General features: G+C 71.9%; 13 protein-coding genes. 2 read left to right on the plus strand and 11 right to left on the minus strand.

From position 1 onward, the window contains the following. Positions 1-28: 28 nt before the first annotated feature. The 9 genes from GCE86_RS10590 to GCE86_RS10630 all read right to left on the minus strand — a co-directional run bounded on the left by GCE86_RS10590 (position 29) and on the right by GCE86_RS10630 (position 11,567). Positions 29-1,921 carry a ricin-type beta-trefoil lectin domain protein gene (locus tag GCE86_RS10590; RefSeq protein WP_338106345.1) on the minus strand — a complete coding sequence of 631 codons (1,893 nt, stop codon included), beginning with the start codon at positions 1,919-1,921 and terminating at the stop codon, positions 29-31. 147 nt (positions 1,922-2,068) lie between these two features. Continuing rightward, positions 2,069-3,481: a GH1 family beta-glucosidase gene (locus GCE86_RS10595; RefSeq protein WP_154226787.1), complete on the minus strand. Its 1,413-nt coding sequence runs from the start codon at positions 3,479-3,481 to the stop codon at positions 2,069-2,071. 47 nt (positions 3,482-3,528) lie between these two features. Beyond that, positions 3,529-4,527 carry an ABC transporter ATP-binding protein gene (locus GCE86_RS10600; RefSeq protein ID WP_154226788.1) on the minus strand — a complete coding sequence of 333 codons (999 nt, stop codon included), beginning with the start codon at positions 4,525-4,527 and terminating at the stop codon, positions 3,529-3,531. A 55-nt stretch (positions 4,528-4,582) separates the two neighbouring features. Continuing rightward, a complete protein-coding gene (locus tag GCE86_RS10605) occupies positions 4,583-5,620 on the minus strand; it encodes an ABC transporter permease (protein ID WP_204342151.1) in 1,038 nt (345 codons plus the stop codon). 3 nt (positions 5,621-5,623) lie between these two features. Further along, complete coding sequence (locus GCE86_RS10610) at positions 5,624-6,601, minus strand: ABC transporter permease (protein WP_154226789.1); 978 nt, start codon at positions 6,599-6,601, stop codon at positions 5,624-5,626. Further along, the gene (locus tag GCE86_RS10615) at positions 6,598-7,764 is read right to left on the minus strand and encodes an ABC transporter ATP-binding protein (protein ID WP_154226790.1); all 1,167 of its coding nucleotides are present in this window, start codon (positions 7,762-7,764) and stop codon (positions 6,598-6,600) included. The genes GCE86_RS10610 and GCE86_RS10615 overlap by 4 nt, the downstream gene beginning before the upstream one ends. 74 nt (positions 7,765-7,838) lie before the next feature. Next, positions 7,839-9,515, minus strand: coding sequence for an ABC transporter substrate-binding protein (locus tag GCE86_RS10620; RefSeq protein ID WP_154226791.1), 1,677 nt, complete (start codon positions 9,513-9,515; stop codon positions 7,839-7,841). Positions 9,516-9,636: 121 nt separating this feature from the next. Continuing rightward, complete coding sequence (locus GCE86_RS10625; RefSeq protein ID WP_154226792.1) at positions 9,637-10,638, minus strand: LacI family DNA-binding transcriptional regulator; 1,002 nt, start codon at positions 10,636-10,638, stop codon at positions 9,637-9,639. 197 nt (positions 10,639-10,835) lie between these two features. Then, the gene (locus tag GCE86_RS10630) at positions 10,836-11,567 is read right to left on the minus strand and encodes an FkbM family methyltransferase (RefSeq protein WP_167537093.1); all 732 of its coding nucleotides are present in this window, start codon (positions 11,565-11,567) and stop codon (positions 10,836-10,838) included. A 262-nt stretch (positions 11,568-11,829) separates the two neighbouring features. Here GCE86_RS10630 and GCE86_RS10635 point away from each other — a divergent pair, with 262 nt between their 5' ends. After that, positions 11,830-12,234 (plus strand): YciI family protein, encoded by a 405-nt coding sequence (locus GCE86_RS10635; protein ID WP_154226793.1) that lies wholly within the window; start codon positions 11,830-11,832, stop codon positions 12,232-12,234. Positions 12,235-12,239: 5 nt separating this feature from the next. Then, positions 12,240-13,385: an RNA polymerase sigma factor gene (locus GCE86_RS10640; RefSeq protein WP_154230440.1), complete on the plus strand. Its 1,146-nt coding sequence runs from the start codon at positions 12,240-12,242 to the stop codon at positions 13,383-13,385. A 25-nt stretch (positions 13,386-13,410) separates the two neighbouring features. Here the strand turns inward: GCE86_RS10640 and GCE86_RS10645 are convergent, their stop codons facing one another. Together GCE86_RS10645 and GCE86_RS10650 are read right to left on the minus strand one after the other, a co-directional pair. Beyond that, entirely contained in the window at positions 13,411-13,791 is a 381-nt protein-coding gene (locus GCE86_RS10645; RefSeq protein WP_208818086.1) for a YccF domain-containing protein, read from the minus strand. Between the two features lie 28 nt (positions 13,792-13,819). After that, complete coding sequence (locus GCE86_RS10650; protein ID WP_154226795.1) at positions 13,820-15,034, minus strand: PucR family transcriptional regulator; 1,215 nt, start codon at positions 15,032-15,034, stop codon at positions 13,820-13,822. Positions 15,035-15,126: the final 92 nt, after the last annotated feature.

A 15,126-nucleotide genomic window follows, 5' to 3' on the forward strand; every position in this document is an offset into this window, starting at 1 on the left:
GCGGGAGCGCCGCCGGCCCGGCCCCGGCTCAGGACGGGAGGTTCCACTTCTGGTTGGCCCCGCCCGTGCAGCTCCAGATCTGCGTCTTCGTGCCGTCGGCGGAGGTGTTGCCGGTGACGTCGAGGCACTTGTTCGCCTGCGGGTTCACGAGGTCCCGCGCGGCCGTCCAGGTCCACTGCTGGGCGGGGCTGCCGTTACAGGTCCACAGCTGCACCTTCGTGCCGTTGGCGGTGCCGCCGCCGGACACGTCGAGGCACTTGCCCAGCACGCGGAGGGTGCCGTCGGCGGCCCGGGTCCACTGCTGGTTCGCGCCGCCGGTGCAGCTCCAGATCTGCGCCGGGGTGCCGTCGGCGCTGCTGTTGTCGGTGGCGTCGAGGCACTTGCCACCGATGCCGGTGATCGGGCCGGTCGGCGTGCCGCCCCCGCCGCCGGACTGGGTGCCGGCCCAGGTGAAGGTGGCGGTGGTGCGGGCCGGCAGGGTGTAGGTGAAGGACTGCCCGCCCCAGACCACCTTCACCGACTGGGCGGAGCCGCCGCCGTTGTGCGCGAGCAGCGCCTTGGTGCCGTCCGGGTTCCGGTACGCGACGTTCTGCACCGTGCCGTTGGCGGTGGAGTCGATCCGGAGCGCGCCGGGCCGGACGAACTTCGTGAGGTGCCCGGTCGTGTAGTACTCGATGGTGTAGTCGACCTGGCCGGCGCGGGCGCCGCCCTCCTGCACCGTGATGAGGCCGGTGCAGGTGCCGCAGCCGCCGTTGTGCGGGCCCATGAACTGGTTGACCGCGAGGCTCCACTTCACGACGCTCCGGCTCCAGTTCCGGGCGTAGTTCACGATGTCGGCCATGTCCTCGTTGTGCTGGTTGCCGATCCAGGTGCCGCCGGAGTGCTCGGTGCTGAACTGCGGCACCGCCGGGTACTGGCCGTGCACCTGACTGCCGACCGCCGGGTCACCCCAGTAGCCGTGCCAGGCGATGCCGCCGAAGAGCGGGTCGGTGCGCACCGCGCTGTCCGCGAGCAGCCCGGCGCCGATGGTGCCGTAGTCGCCGTAGTTCCAGTCGTGCACCAGCACCTTCGTGGTGATGCCGGCGGCGCGGAACGCCGGGTAGACGAAGTTCTTGGTCAGCTCGACGAGGCCGGAGGAGTTCCAGCTCATCCCCGGGTAGTCCATGGCGGTGGGGTTGCCGGACTGGCAGCAGTTGGGTTCGTTCTGCACCGAGAGGTAGTCGACCTTCACGCCCCGGGCCGCGTACGCCTGGATGGTCTTCACGAAGTACTGGGCGTAGGTGGCGTAGTACTCCCACTTGAGCCAGCCCATCTGGTCCATCCGGCCGTTGTCCTTCATCCAGCCGGGCGCGCTCCACGGCACCACCATCACCCGCAGCGCCGGGTTGAGCTGCCGGGCCTGCGCGGTGAGCAGTTCCACGTCGGTGTCGTAGCCGTTTGCGCCGAAGTCGTTGAGGTCGCAGCAGGTGTCGTCGAGCGAGACGTTGCCGGGCCGGGACAGGTCGGACGCGCCGATCGGGTTGCGGACGTAGGACAGGCCGATGCCGTCGGTGGGGCTGAACAGCTTGCGCATCACCTCGTCGCGGGTGGCCGCGCTCACCGGCCCGCCGCGCAGCAGGTACGCCGTGGTGTCGGTGATGGACGCGCCGGCGCCCTCGAACGGCTGGTAGCGGGTGTTCTCGTCGACGGTGATCGTGTGCGTGGCGCCGGGGCTGGTGGCGGCGAAGGTCAGGGGGCTCTGCTGTTGCAGGCCCCGGGTGACGGTCCGCCCGCCGGAGTCGGAGGTGGTGGTGAGCCAGACGTTGACGCTCTCGCCGGCCGCTTGGGCGGCCGGTGGCGGCGCGAGGGCGAGGGTGCCGGCGGCGAGGCAGAGCGCCAGGGCGGCGCGGCCGGCGAGCCGGGGCATGGTGGTGGGGGACACGGATGCTCCTTCCGAATAGACATCCGTGAATGAGAAAACCCCTCACACCTGCTTATGTCAAGACATGAAAAAAGCGTCTGAACGGCTCGCCGGGCACGGCGGGGCGGCCGCCCGGGAGGATCCCGCGCGGCCGCCCCGAACTGCCGGTCAGCGCTCCCCGCGCACCCGCCGGATGGTGTCGCGGTACCAGTGCGCGCTGCGCTTCGGCGTGCGCTTCTGGGTGTCGTAGTCCACCCGCACGATGCCGAACCGCTTGTCGTAGCCGTACGCCCACTCGAAGTTGTCCAGCAGCGACCAGGCGAAGTAGCCGCGCACGTCCGCGCCGGCCTGCCGGGCCCGGGCCACCGCCCGCAGGTGCTCGGCCAGGTACTCCACCCGGTCGTCGTCGGCCACGAACCCGTCGGCGTCCGGCTTGTCGTCGAAGGCCGCCCCGTTCTCGGTGATCACCAGGGGCACGCCCGGGTAGTCCCGGTGCAGCCGGACCAGCAGCTCGGTGAAGGAGTCCGGCACGATCTCCCAGTCCATGGCGGTGCGCGGCAGGTCCCGGCGGATGACCCGGCGTACCGGCCGGCCGTCGTCGTCGCGCTCCCGGCCCTGCTCGTCGGTCCCGGAGTGCACCTGCCCGAAGTAGAAGTTCACCCCGAGCACGTCGATCGGCGACGAGATGACCTCCAGGTCCCCGTCCTGCACCGGGATGCGCACCCCCTCGGCCGCCAGGTCGGCCACCACGTCCTCCGGGTAGGAGCCGCGGAACACCGGGTCGAGGTAGAGCCGGTTGCCCAGCCCGTCGGCCGCGCGCGCCGCGTCCCGGTCGGCCGCGCTGTCGCTGGCCGGGTCCGCCGTGGACAGGTTGACGGTCAGGCCCAGCTCGATCGGGGTGGCCGCCGCGGCACGCAGCCGCTGCACCGCCAGCCCGTGCCCCAGCAGCAGGTGGTGCGCGGCGGCGATCCCGTCACCCAGGTTCCGCCGGCCCGGGGCGTGGTTGCCGTACGCGTACCCGAGCATCGCCGAGCACCACGGCTCGTTGAGCGTGGTCCAGGTCTTCACCCGGTCGCCGAGCGCACCGAAGACCAGCTCCGCGTAGTCGGCGAACCGGTGGGCGGTGTCCCGGTTCGGCCAGCCGCCCGCGTCCTCCAGCTCCTGCGGCAGGTCCCAGTGGTAGAGCGTCACCCACGGGTCGATCCCGCGGCCCAGCAGCTCGTCCACGAGCCGGTCGTAGAAGGCCAGCCCGGCCGGGTTCGCGGGCCCCCGGCCGCCCGGCTGCACCCGCGGCCACGCCACGGAGAACCGGTACGTGTCCAGCCCCAGGTCGGCGATGAGCGCGACGTCCTGCGGCATCCGGTGGTAGTGGTCGCAGGCCACGTCGCCGTGGTCGCCGTTGGCCACCGCGCCCGGCACGCGGCAGAAGGTGTCCCAGATCGACGGCGTCCGGCCGTCCTCGGCCACCGCGCCCTCGATCTGGTACGACGAGGTCGCCACCCCCCACCGGAAGGTCGGCGGAAGGGTGTCGATCGGGTCGGCCTGCCCGGTGGTGTCTGGGCGGGTGAGGTCGGTGTCCATGGTTCTCCTCGCGGTAGCGGGTCGTTCGGTCGAACGGAGGGCGGAGGTCAGCGGGGGACCGGTGCGGCGACCGGGTGCAGCCAGCAGGCGACCTCCCGGTCCGGGTCGGTGGCGCCCAGCACCGGCACCTTCTTGTCGCACGGGTCGAACGCTTTCGGACAGCGCGGGTGGAATGCGCAGCCCGCCGGCATGGCCCGCAGGTCCGGCGGCGAGCCGGGGATGCCGGTCAGCTCCCGGCGCGGTCCGCGCAGCGCCGGGAAGGAGTGCAGCAGACCCTCGGTGTACGGGTGCAGGGCCTGCCGGTACAGCTGGGCGGCGGGCGCCTCCTCGACGATCCGGCCGCCGTACATGATGGCGATCCGGTCGGAGAACTCGACCAGCAGCGACAGGTCGTGGGTGATGAACAGCACCGCGAAGCCGAGGCGCTCCCGCAGCTCGGCGAGCTGGCCGAGGATCTGCCGCTGCATCACCACGTCCAGCGCGGTGGTCGGCTCGTCCATGATGACCACCTGCGGCTCCAGCGCCAGCGCCATGGCGATCATCACCCGCTGCCGCATGCCACCGGAGAGCTGGTGCGGGTAGCTGTCCAGCCGGTCCGCGGCGATGCCGACCAGGCGGAGCAGGTCCCGGGCCCGGGCCAGCCGGCCCGCCGCCGTGCTCGTCGGGTCGTGCGCCTTGATCACGTCGAGGAGCTGGGTGGAGACCTTGTGCACCGGGTTCAGCGAGTTCATGGCGCCCTGGAAGACGATCGACGTCTCCGCCCAGCGGAACTGCCGCAGCTGCGCCGGGCTGAGCGTCAGCACGTCGACCGGCGGGCCGTCGGCCGGGTGGTAGATCACCTGGCCGCCGCTGACCACGCCGGGCGGCGGCAGCAGCCGGGTCAGCCCGTACGCCAGGGTGGACTTGCCGCTGCCGCTCTCCCCGGCCAGGCCCAGCACCTCGCCGCGGTGCAGGGTCAGGTCCACGTCGCGGACGGCGTGCACCGCCGCGTCCCCGAGCCCGTAGTCGACCCGCAGCCCGCGGATCTCCAGCACCGGATCGCTCACTTGAGCCCTCCTTCGTTCGCGACTGCGGGGCTCCGCTTCGCTGCACTCCTCGCGCTCACGGTGCGACCTCCTCTCGGGGGGCCGGCACCGGGCGGGAGGCCGGGGCCAGCACGGGGGTGAAGCCGACCCGCATGCGCACAGTGCGGCCGTCGGCGGTGCGGATCCGGGTCTTGCCGGCGCTGCGCAGCCGGGGGCTCACGAACTCGTCGATGCCGAAGTTGATGAGAGCGAGGGCGGTGCCGAGCAGCGCGATGGCCAGCCCGGCCGGCACGAACCACCACCAGGCGCCCTGCGCGAGGGCCTGCTGGCCCTGCGCCCAGAACAGGATGGTGCCCCAGTTCCACGACGAGATCGACGAGATGCCGATGAACGCCAGGGTGATCTCCGACATGACCGCGAAGATGACGGTGCCGACGAAGCCGGAGGCGATGATCGCGGTGAGGTTGGGCAGGATCTCGAACAGGATGATCCGCCAGGTCCGCTCGCCGGTGGCCCGGGCCGCCTCGACGTAGTCGCGGCGGCGTAGCGACAGCGTCTGGGCGCGCAGCACGCGGGCGCCCCACGCCCACGAGGTGAAGCCGATGATGAGTGCCACCAGCGTGTCGCTGGCCTGCTCGACGATCGACGTCACGATGATGATCAGCGGCAGGGCGGGGATGACCAGGAACACGTTGGACAGCGCCGACAGGCCCTCGTCGGGCACCCCGCCGATGTAGCCGGCCGTCACCCCGATGAGGATGGACAGGATCGTCGCCAGGACGCCGGCGAGCAGGCCCACCAGCATGACGCTGCGGGCGCCGACGAGGATCTGGCTGAAGATGTCCTGACCGAGGTGGGTGGTGCCGAACCAGTGCCGGGCCGACGGCCCCTGGAGGACGTCGGCGCTGCGCGCGTCCGGGTCGTACGGCGCCACCCAGGGCCCGATCACCGCGAAGAGGCAGTAGACGCCCAGGATGACCAGGCCGGTGGCGGCCTTGGCGTTGGCGACGAACCGGAACCGGCGCCGTTTCGCCCGGCCGGGCGCGGCCGACGGCTGCGCCATCGCCCCCTGACCGGGGATGACCTGCTCGATGCTCGACGGTGAGATGGTCATCGCTCAGCTCTTTCGGGTCCGCGGGTCGAGAAGGAGGTACGCGACGTCGGCGAGCAGGTTCGCCACCAGCACGGAGATCGTGATGATCAGGAAGATCCCCTGCATCAGCGGGTAGTCCTTGTAGCCGACCGCCTGGAAGAGCTGGAAACCGAGGCCCGGGTAGGAGAACACGATCTCCACGAGCAGCGTGCCGCCGACGATGAACCCGAGCGACAGCGCGAAGCCCGAGACGTTCGGCAGCAGCGCGTTTCGGGCGGCGTAGCTCAGGGCGACCCGGCGCTCCGACAGGCCCTTCGCATGGGCGACCGTGATGTAGTCCTCCGACGAGACGGTCACCATCATGTTGCGCATGCTGAGGATCCACCCGCTCATCGAGGAGACCAGGATGGTGGCGGCGGGCAGGACGCTGTGCTTGATCGCGCTCGGGATGAAGTACCCGTCGAACGCCGGCACGAGGCCCGCCTCGTAGCCGCCGGAGGAGGGGAAGAAGCTCCCCGGCCCGGTGAACACGGCGATGGCGACGAGCCCCAGCCAGAAGTAGGGGATCGAGGACAGGAACGTCGTGGCCGGCAGCAGCCCGTCGACCCAGGAGCCGCGCCGCCACCCGGCGCCGACGCCGAGCGCGGTGCCGAGGAAGAAGCTGATGATCGTGGTGATCCCGACCAGGCCGACCGTCCACGGCAGGCTGTCGCCGATCACCGTCGACACCGGCGTGGGGAAGAAGGTGAACGACAGGCCCAGGTCGCCGTGGAGCAGCTGCCCCCAGTAGTCGAGGTACTGCTGCCAGATGTTCTCGTGCGAGTCCAGCCCGAACAGCACGCGCAGCGACTCGATGGCGTCGGCGCTGATCCGGCCCTGATTGCGCGAGATGAGGGCCTGCACCGGATCGCCCGGCACCAGCCGCGGGATGAAGAAGTTGAGCGTGATGGCGGCCCACGCCGTGAACAGGTAGAAGGCCGTGCGCTGCAGGAGGAATCTCATCGTGCCTCCCCCAGGGTGGCGGTGTCGACCCGCTCGACCGCCGGCGCGGGTGGTGGCACGGTCGGGTCGGCGTCGGGCGCGGCCGAGCCGGGGGGTTCGGCGGCGAGGGTGTCCGGGTCGTAGAGCCAGCAGGCCGCCCAGTGGTCGGGCCGGTCGCCGATGTCCAGCCGCGGCGGCAGGTCGGTGGTGCAGCGCCGCATGGCGTGCGGGCACCGGGGGTGGAACCGGCAGCCCGACGGCGGGGCGATGAGGCTCGGCGGCTCGCCCTGACCGCGGTCCGCACCGGCGGCCGCGTCGGCGCCGGCGCCGTCGCCGGTGATCCGCTCCGGGTCGGGCGCGGAGTCGGTGAGCAGCCGGGTGTACGGGTGGGCCGGGTTCTGGGTGACGGTTTCGCTGTCGCCGCCCTCGACCATCCGGCCGGCGTACATGACGATCGTCTCGTCGGCGAAGTAGCGGGCCGAGGCGATGTCGTGGGTGATGTAGAGGATGGCGATGTTGAGCCGCTGCTTGAGGTCCTGCAGCAGGTTGAGCACGCCGAGGCGGATCGAGACGTCGAGCATGGAGACCGGCTCGTCGGCGAGGAGCACCTCCGGGCCGGCGCCGAGTGCCCGGGCGATGGCGACACGCTGCCGCTGGCCGCCGGAGAGCTCGTGCGGGAACGCGTCCAGGTAACGCTCGGGCGGGGTGAGGCTCACCCGGGTGAGCAGCTTGGCGAGGGCCGCCTCCAGTTCCTCGGCGCCGCGCCCGGCGTTGCCGTGGATCCGCAGCGACCGGGTCAGGTGGTAGCGGACGGTGTGCACCGGGTTCAACGAGGCGAACGGGTCCTGCAGGATCAGTTGGACCCGCCGCACGTACGACCGGAACGGCCGGCCGCCGCGCACCCGGGTCGAGGTGCCGTGCAGGCGGATGTCGCCGGCGGTGCGGGGATAGATCTGGGCCAGCAGCCGCGCCACCGTGGACTTGCCGGAGCCGGACTCCCCGACCAGCGCGGTCACCCGGCCGCGACGCAGCGCGAACGATACGTCGTCGACGGCGTGCACGACGGCCGGCGTCCGGGAGAAGAGGTCACGCAGCCGCCTGCGGACGGGGAAGTGCTTGGTCAGGCCGACGGCCTCCAGCACCACCTCGTCGACCGGCGCCGCCGCGCTCTCGCTCAACGTCATGCCGAGTTCCTGTCTGAACGTGGGGTGCGCCTCCCCGGCCGGCCGGCAGCCGGCCGGGGAGGCGGTTGGCGGGATCAGCCGTTGGCGGGCTTGAGGTGCAGGACCACGTCCACCGCGTTGGGCTGGGTGGGCTGCATGGCGCCGTACGGGTTCGAGTCGTCCGGCCAGCCGGTCCAGTTCTTCGTGCTGTACGCGCCGCCGATGTTGTCCGCGCCGACCGGGATCATCGGCATCTGGTCGACGAAGATCTTCTGCAGCGAGTTCATGGCGGTGGTGCGCGCCGCGTCGTCGGTCGCGTTCGCGTAGGCGACCAGGGCGTCGGTCGCCTCCTTGTTGTTGAAGCGGCCGAAGTTGCCGGCGGGTGAGGCGGTGCCGATCGGCTTGAGCTGCCGGCCGTCCATGATCGTCCGGTAGATGTCGTACGGCGTGGCGCCGCCCTCGGTCCACCGGAAGGTCGCCTCGAAGTTGCCCTGCTCGACGTTGCGGAACCAGGCGTCCTGGTTGGCCTTGTCGATCGTGGCCGCGATGCCGATCTTCGAGAGGTTGTCCTTCACGATCTCCAGGCTGGTCTGGTAGTCGGACCAGCCGGCCGGGTCGGTCAGCTTGATGGTGACGGCCTTGCCGGTCTTGTCCTTGAGGGTGTTGCCCTCCAGCTTGTAGCCGGCGCCGGTCAGCAGCGCCTTGGCGCCCTCGACGTCGACCTTGTGCTCCTGGCCCTTGAAGTCGGGCGCGACGAACGAGTCACCGGCCGGGCTGGGCAGGCCGGTCACGCTCTTCACCTGCGGGTGGAAGTAGCCGGCCTCGGCCGTGGTGAAGATGTCGGCGCGGTCGATGACCATGTTCATGGCGCGGCGCAGCGCCGGGTCGTCGAACGGCTTCTTCGTGGTGTTGAGGTAGAGGCCGTGGATGCCGAGGATCGCCGGCGCCCACACCTTGTGGTGCTCCTGGTCCTTGGCCACGAAGACGGCCTGGTAGTTGGGGATGAAGACGAAGCTCCACTCCGACTCGCCGTTGGCCAGGGCGGTGGTCTGCGCGCTGTTGTCCGTGTAGGAGGTGTAGCGCAGCTCCTTGACCTTCGGCAGGTCCTGCCAGTAGCCCTTGTCCCGCACCGACAGGGTCATGCTGGCCGGGGTGAAGGACTTCAAGGTGTACGGGCCGCTGCCGACCGGCTGCTTGACGGTGTCGGTCGTCGGGTCGCTGATCTTCTCCCAGATGTGCTTGGGCACGATCGGCACCCGCCACAGCACCTTCTGCTGGTTGACGAACTGCGGGCTCTCCATCTTGATGGTGACTTCGTTGCCGCTGGCGGTCGCGTCCGTGTAGGGCACGCCCTGGTCGTTCAGCGCCGGGTACTTCTTCACCAGGTTGTAGGTGAAGGCCACGTCCTCCGCGGTGACCTTCTGCCCGTCCGACCAGGTCGCGTTGTCCCGGATGGTGACCTTCACCGAGGTGTAGTCCTGCGACCACTCGGCCTTGGTGGCCAGCCACGGCTTGAACGGGTCGGCCGGCTTCACCGGGTTCCACATCATCAGCGGCTCGTAGATCTGCCAGCGGTAGCCGAGCGACGCCGCGGCGGACGTGGTGAGGAACGGGTTGTTGTTCTCTGCCTGCGGTCCGTTCGGCATGCCGACGTTCAGCACCGTGGCCGCCTGGCCGTTCTTCTTGTTGGCGTTCGGGCTGTCGCCGCAGGCGGCGACGCCGGTGGCCATCGCGCCGGCCAGCGCGACGGCGAGGAGTTGCCTTCTTCTCATGGAGGTCTCCCTCGGTGCTCCCGCGGTCCTCGAGCGGGATGGGGTGGATGAAGGGTGTGCGGTGCTACCACCGGTGGGCGGGTCGCCCGCCGGTGCGGGTGGTGCTGTCTCGATGGGGAGGTCAGGTGGCGCCGGTCGACGCACGGACGGTGAAGCTGGTCGGGATCACGGTCGGGGTGCCGGGCAGCGGCGTCCCGCCGAGGTGGGCGATGAGGGTACGGGCGGCGACCGCCCCCATCTCCCGCAACGGCTGGCGCACCGAGCTCAGCGGTGGATGGGTGTGCCCGGCCAGCGGCAGGTCGTCGAAGCCGACCACCGCCACGTCCTCCGGGACCCGCCGGCCGGCGTCCCGCAGCGCCTGGAGCGCCCCGGCGGCGGAGAGGTCGTTGTGGGCGAAGACGGCGTCGAACGGCACGCCGTCGGCGAGCAGGTGTTCCACCGCGACCCGCCCGCACTCGAAGGTGAAGTCACCCTCCACGACGAGGGTGGGATCGATGGGCAGGCCGGCGTCGGCGTACCCGGCCGCGAACCCGGCGAGCCGCTCCCGGGTGCAGCCGAAGCGGCTCAGGCCGGTGACGACCAGCGGCCGCTTCCGCCCGTGCGCCAGCAGGTGCGTCGCTGCCGCCCGCGCGCCGGCCTCGTTGGTGGTCCGCACCGACGGGAAGCCGGGCTGGTGGCCGCGGTCGTCGATGAGGATCACCGGCAGGCCGCGCTCGTGCAGCTCGGTGATGTAGTCGAGGGTGCCCTCCGGCTCGACCACGAGCAGGCCGTCGAAGGACTTCGCGGAGACCTGGGAGGCGAACCGCCGCATCGACTCGTCGCCGTGGGTGCAGGTGAACAGCAGCATGCCGTACCCCTCGGCCTCGACCACGTCGGCCGCGCCCTGGAGCACCTCGCCCATCCACGGCCAGGTCAGGGCGGGGACCAGCATGCCCACCACCCGGGTACGCCCGCGGGCCAGGCCGACCGCCCGGGCGCTCGGCACGTACCCGAGGGCATTGATGACCGCGCGGACCCGGTCGGCCGTCCGGACGTGCACCTCGCCCTTGCCGTTGAGCACCCGCGAGACCGTCGTCTTGCTCACCCCGGCACGGGTGGCGACGTCGGCGATGGTGATCGGCACGTGACGCTCCCGGGTCGCAGGGGTGAGGCGGATGTTTCGGAACCGGTTGCGGAAGCGGTTCCGTCGCAGTCAACCGAAGTGGCGGCGGTCACGTCAATAACGGGCGCGTAACAAAACATGGCTAAGTTCGAAACCTGAAAAAAGTGCCTCTGGACAAGGTGGCCGATCAAGGGTGTGAGCAGCGTCGATACGAGGAACTACGCCGGGCGGGTGCGGGCGTAGACGTCGCCGGAGTTGGCCTCGTGGGGGAGGGCCCGCAGGTATGCCGCCACCTCGTCCGCCGCTCGCCAGCCGGGCAGGGCGAACGCCATCTCGTCGCCGAGCGCCACGGTGAACGACGTGAACCCCAGCCCGGTGAGCCGGTCCAGGCAGCGCGCGGCCAGGTCGCGTTCGATGGTGGTGAACTCGAACGACAGCGCCGGCAGTGGCCGGCTCAGCCCGGCCAGCACGGCGTCCTCGAAGCCCTCCACGTCGATCTTCACGAAGGCCGGCACGCCGTGCGCCGCGATCAGGGTGTCGAGGGTGGTCCCGGCCACCTCGATCTCGGCGTCCCAGACCTCGTGCGCCCAGCCGCCGGCGCCGTCGGCCGCCTGCAGGAACCCCGCCGACACCGTCGAGATCGTGGGGTTTGCCGAGTTCACGTGCAGCCGCACCGGCCCGGTACGCGCCCCGCACGCCGCCTCCACCACAATCACCCGATCGTCGTCCGCGTAGAGGGCGTGCAGGGCCCGGGTGCAGAGCGGCTGCGGCTCGACGGCCACGACCCGGGCGCCCAGCCGCCGGAAACTGCCGAGGCGGTCGCCCACGTGGGCGCCGATGTCGAAGACCAGGTCACCGGGACGGATGAGGGGTGCGTAGAACGCGTCCATCGCCGTGTCGCGGGCCGGGTCGCCGTAGTACGCCTCCAGCGACCGGCGCAGGCCCGACATGGTGGGGTCTGCCTTGAGTGCCTCGATCACCCCGTTATGACCGCCCACCACTCCGACGCTAGCCGCGCCGACTCGTTCGTGAGCCCCTTTCGAGTGAGGCCCCGTCACCCGTATCCCTAGCCTCCTAGGACGCTCTAGGGGAGTGTGTGGTGTCATCAAGGTCGGCCAGAAAAAGTCGCGGTGCGATGTCGAGAACGTGCGGGCGGCTCCGTCCCCCGGGTGAACACGGCCACGACGGCCGTACCGCACTGAGGAGAACACGATGAAGTACCTGCTGCTCAAGCACTACCGGGGCGCACCGGCGGCGGTCAACGACGTGCCGATGGACCAGTGGACGCCGGAGGAGGTCTCGGCCCACATGCAGTACATGCGGGACTTCGCCACCCGGCTCGAGGGCACCGGCGAGTTCGTCGACGGCCAGGCGCTCTCCCCGGAGGGCACGTTCGTCCGGTACGACGGCGAGGGGCGGCCGCCGGTCACCGACGGCCCGTTCGCGGAGACCAAGGACCTGATCGCCGGCTGGATGGTGATCGACGTCGACAGCTACGAGCGGGCGCTCGCGCTCGCCGGTGAGCTGTCCGCGGCGCCGGGCGCGGGTGGGAAGCCGATCCACGAGTGGCTCGAGGTGCGGCCGTTCCTGACCGAGCCCCCGACCATCACGGAGTGACCACGGTGGACGAGGCCCTGCTGAGGACCCTCACCCCCACCGTGATCGGCATCCTCGTCCGCCGCGGAGCTGACTTCGCGGCGGCCGAGGACGCCGTCCAGGACGCCCTCGTCGAGGCGGTGCGTGCGTGGCCGGGCGACCCGCCGCGCGACCCGAAGGGCTGGCTGGTCACGGTGGCCTGGCGAAAGTTCCTCGACGCCGTTCGCGCCGATGCCTCGCGCCGGCACCGCGAGGTGCGCGTCGACGCCGAGCCGGTGCCCGGCCCGGTCGAGGGGGAGGACGACACGCTCCAGCTGTACTTCCTGTGCGCGCACCCGTCCCTGACACCTGCTTCGGCCGTGGCCCTCACGTTGCGCGCGGTCGGCGGCCTGACCACCCGGCAGATCGCGGAGGCCTACCTGGTGCCGGAGGCGACCATGGCCCAGCGGATCAGCCGGGCCAAGCGGACCGTCGCGGAGGTGCGGTTCGACCAGCCCGGTGATGTCGCCACCGTGCTGCGCGTGCTCTACCTGGTCTTCAACGAGGGCTACTCCGGCGACGTCGACCTCGCGGGCGAGGCGATCCGGCTCACCCGCCAGCTGGCGGCCGCGATCGACCACGAGGAGGTCGCCGGGCTGCTCGCGCTCATGCTGCTCCACCATGCGCGGCGCCCGGCACGGACCGGCCCCGACGGCCGGCTCGTACCCCTCGCCGAGCAGGACCGCAGCCGCTGGAACACCCGGCTGATCGCCGAGGGCGTCGAGGTGCTCCAGCGGGCGCTCGCCCGCGACCGGCTGGGCGAGTTCCAGGCCCAGGCGGCCATCGCCGCGCTCCACGCCGACGCCCCGGCCGCCGAGGAGACCGACTGGGTGCAGATCGTCGAGTGGTACGACGAGCTGGTGCGGCTCACCGGCAGCCCGGTGGCCCGTCTCAACCGGGCCGTCGCGGTCGGCGAGGCCGACGGCGCGCGTTCGGGACTTGCGGCACTGGCGACGCTGGACCCCGCCCTGCCCCGCTACACCGCCGTCGCGGCGTACCTGCACGAGCGGGACGGTGACGTCGTGACCGCTGCCCGGCTCTACGCCGAGGCCGCCCGGTCAGCAGCCAGCCTCGCCGAACGTGACCACCTCACCCGGCAGGCCGCACGGCTCAACGCGCGGCTGAGCCGCTGAGCGGCCGACGGGTGGGTGGCCCGGCTCAGGGCGTCTCGACGACCTCCTGGCCGAGGGGCCAGAGCGCGGCGGGGACGAGCTTGAAGTTGGCCACCCCGAACGGGATGCCGATGATCGTGACGCAGAGCGCGACGCCGGCGAGGATGTGCGACAGGGCCAGCCACCAGCCGGCCAGCAGCACCCACAGCACGTTGGCCAGGCCGGAGGCGACCCCGGCGCCGGGCTTCGGGACGAGCGTGCGGCCGAACGGCCACAGCGCGTACGAGGCCAGGCGGAGCGAGGCCACCCCGAACGGGATGGTGATCACCAGCGCGAAGCAGATCAGGGCGGCCACCCCGTAGCCCAGGGCCAGGACGGCGCCACCGCCGAAGACGAGCCACAACACGTTCAGCAGGAAGCGAAGCACGCTCCCATGGTGGCCACCGTCCGCAAGGTCACCTCGCGGCGGCACCTTCGCGATCCCGACCCTCGCCGAGCCGGTGGCGCAGGGCGAGGTGGAGTACCAGCCGCCGGTCGGGGTCGTCGAGGTCCGTGCCGAACAGGTCCCGCAGCCGGCGCATCCGGTAGCGCACGGTCTGCGGGTGGGTGTGCAGGTCCTCGGCCACGGCGACCACCTGCCCTTGCCGGCGCAGCCAGCCGTGCAGCGTCTCGGCGAGGGCCCGCCGGGCCGCCGGCCGCAGCCCGGCGAGTGGCGTGAGGCAGGCGTCGGCGAGGTGGTCGGCCAGCCCCGGTTCCCAGCGCAGCACCAGGGTGAGCAGGTGCTCGTCCCCGACGACCGGGTCGGCGGGCAGCACCCCGTCGCGCCGCAGCGCCAGGGCCCGCCCGGAGATCCGGTACGACAGCCGCGCCCGGCCCAGCGCCACGCTCGGCCCGAGCGCCGCCCGCCGGCCGGTGAGCGCCTGGCGGGCCCGGTCGAGCCGTCCCGGGAGGTCCGGGTCGGGCAGCACGATCCGTACCACGTCGTCGATGACCGTGGCGATCGCGCCGCCGCCGATGGTGCGGCCCAGGTGTTCGGCGTCGTCGCCGTCGACACTGAGCACGGCGACCGTCCGGGGCAGCGGCCAGCGGGCCGCATCGGCGGCGGCGCGCAGCGCGGCGTCGGCCGGCGGCTGCGGCTGGACGAGCAGGGTGATGAGCCGCCGCCGGGTGGTGGCCCAGTCCTGCGCGGCGTCGCGCTGCTCGTCGAGGTAGCCCTCGGCGGCGGCGCCGGCGAGGGCGTCGACGTAGCCGAAGAGCGCGCCGGCGACCACGTACAGGTCGGTGGGGGCGGGGCCGGCGGCCGTGGTGTGCGCGACGAGGAACGCCCAGATCTCCCGGCCGCCGAGGGTGAGCACGGCGCGCAGCGCGTCGACCCGGTGTCCCTCCCGGTACTCGGTGCGGCCCAGCTCGTGGAAGACGGCCCGGGTGGCGGCCAGGTCGCGGGCCGGCTCGGCCACCGCGTCGACGAAGGCGTCCACCGCGGTACGCACGCCGAGGGCCAGCCCGCGCCCCTGCCCGCCGGTGAGCGAGCGGCCCTGGGCCCGCATGGCGGCGCGGACGGTCTCGAGGATCCGTTCGTGCAGCGGGGTCCGCAGCCCGCGCAGCTGCGCGCCGACCGCCGGCGCGAGCCGCGCCAGGCCGGGTTCGATGTCGAGCAGCGTGTCCGCCATCGTCGGCTCCTTTTGTCATCGGGGTGACAAACCCGGTGGCGGATCGCGCACACCCCGACCAAGGATTTTGGCATCCGGCTACGTACGGTCGG

Origin of the sequence: Micromonospora terminaliae, assembly GCF_009671205.1 — a bacterium.
Classification (GTDB): Bacteria; Actinomycetota; Actinomycetes; order Mycobacteriales; family Micromonosporaceae; genus Micromonospora; species Micromonospora terminaliae.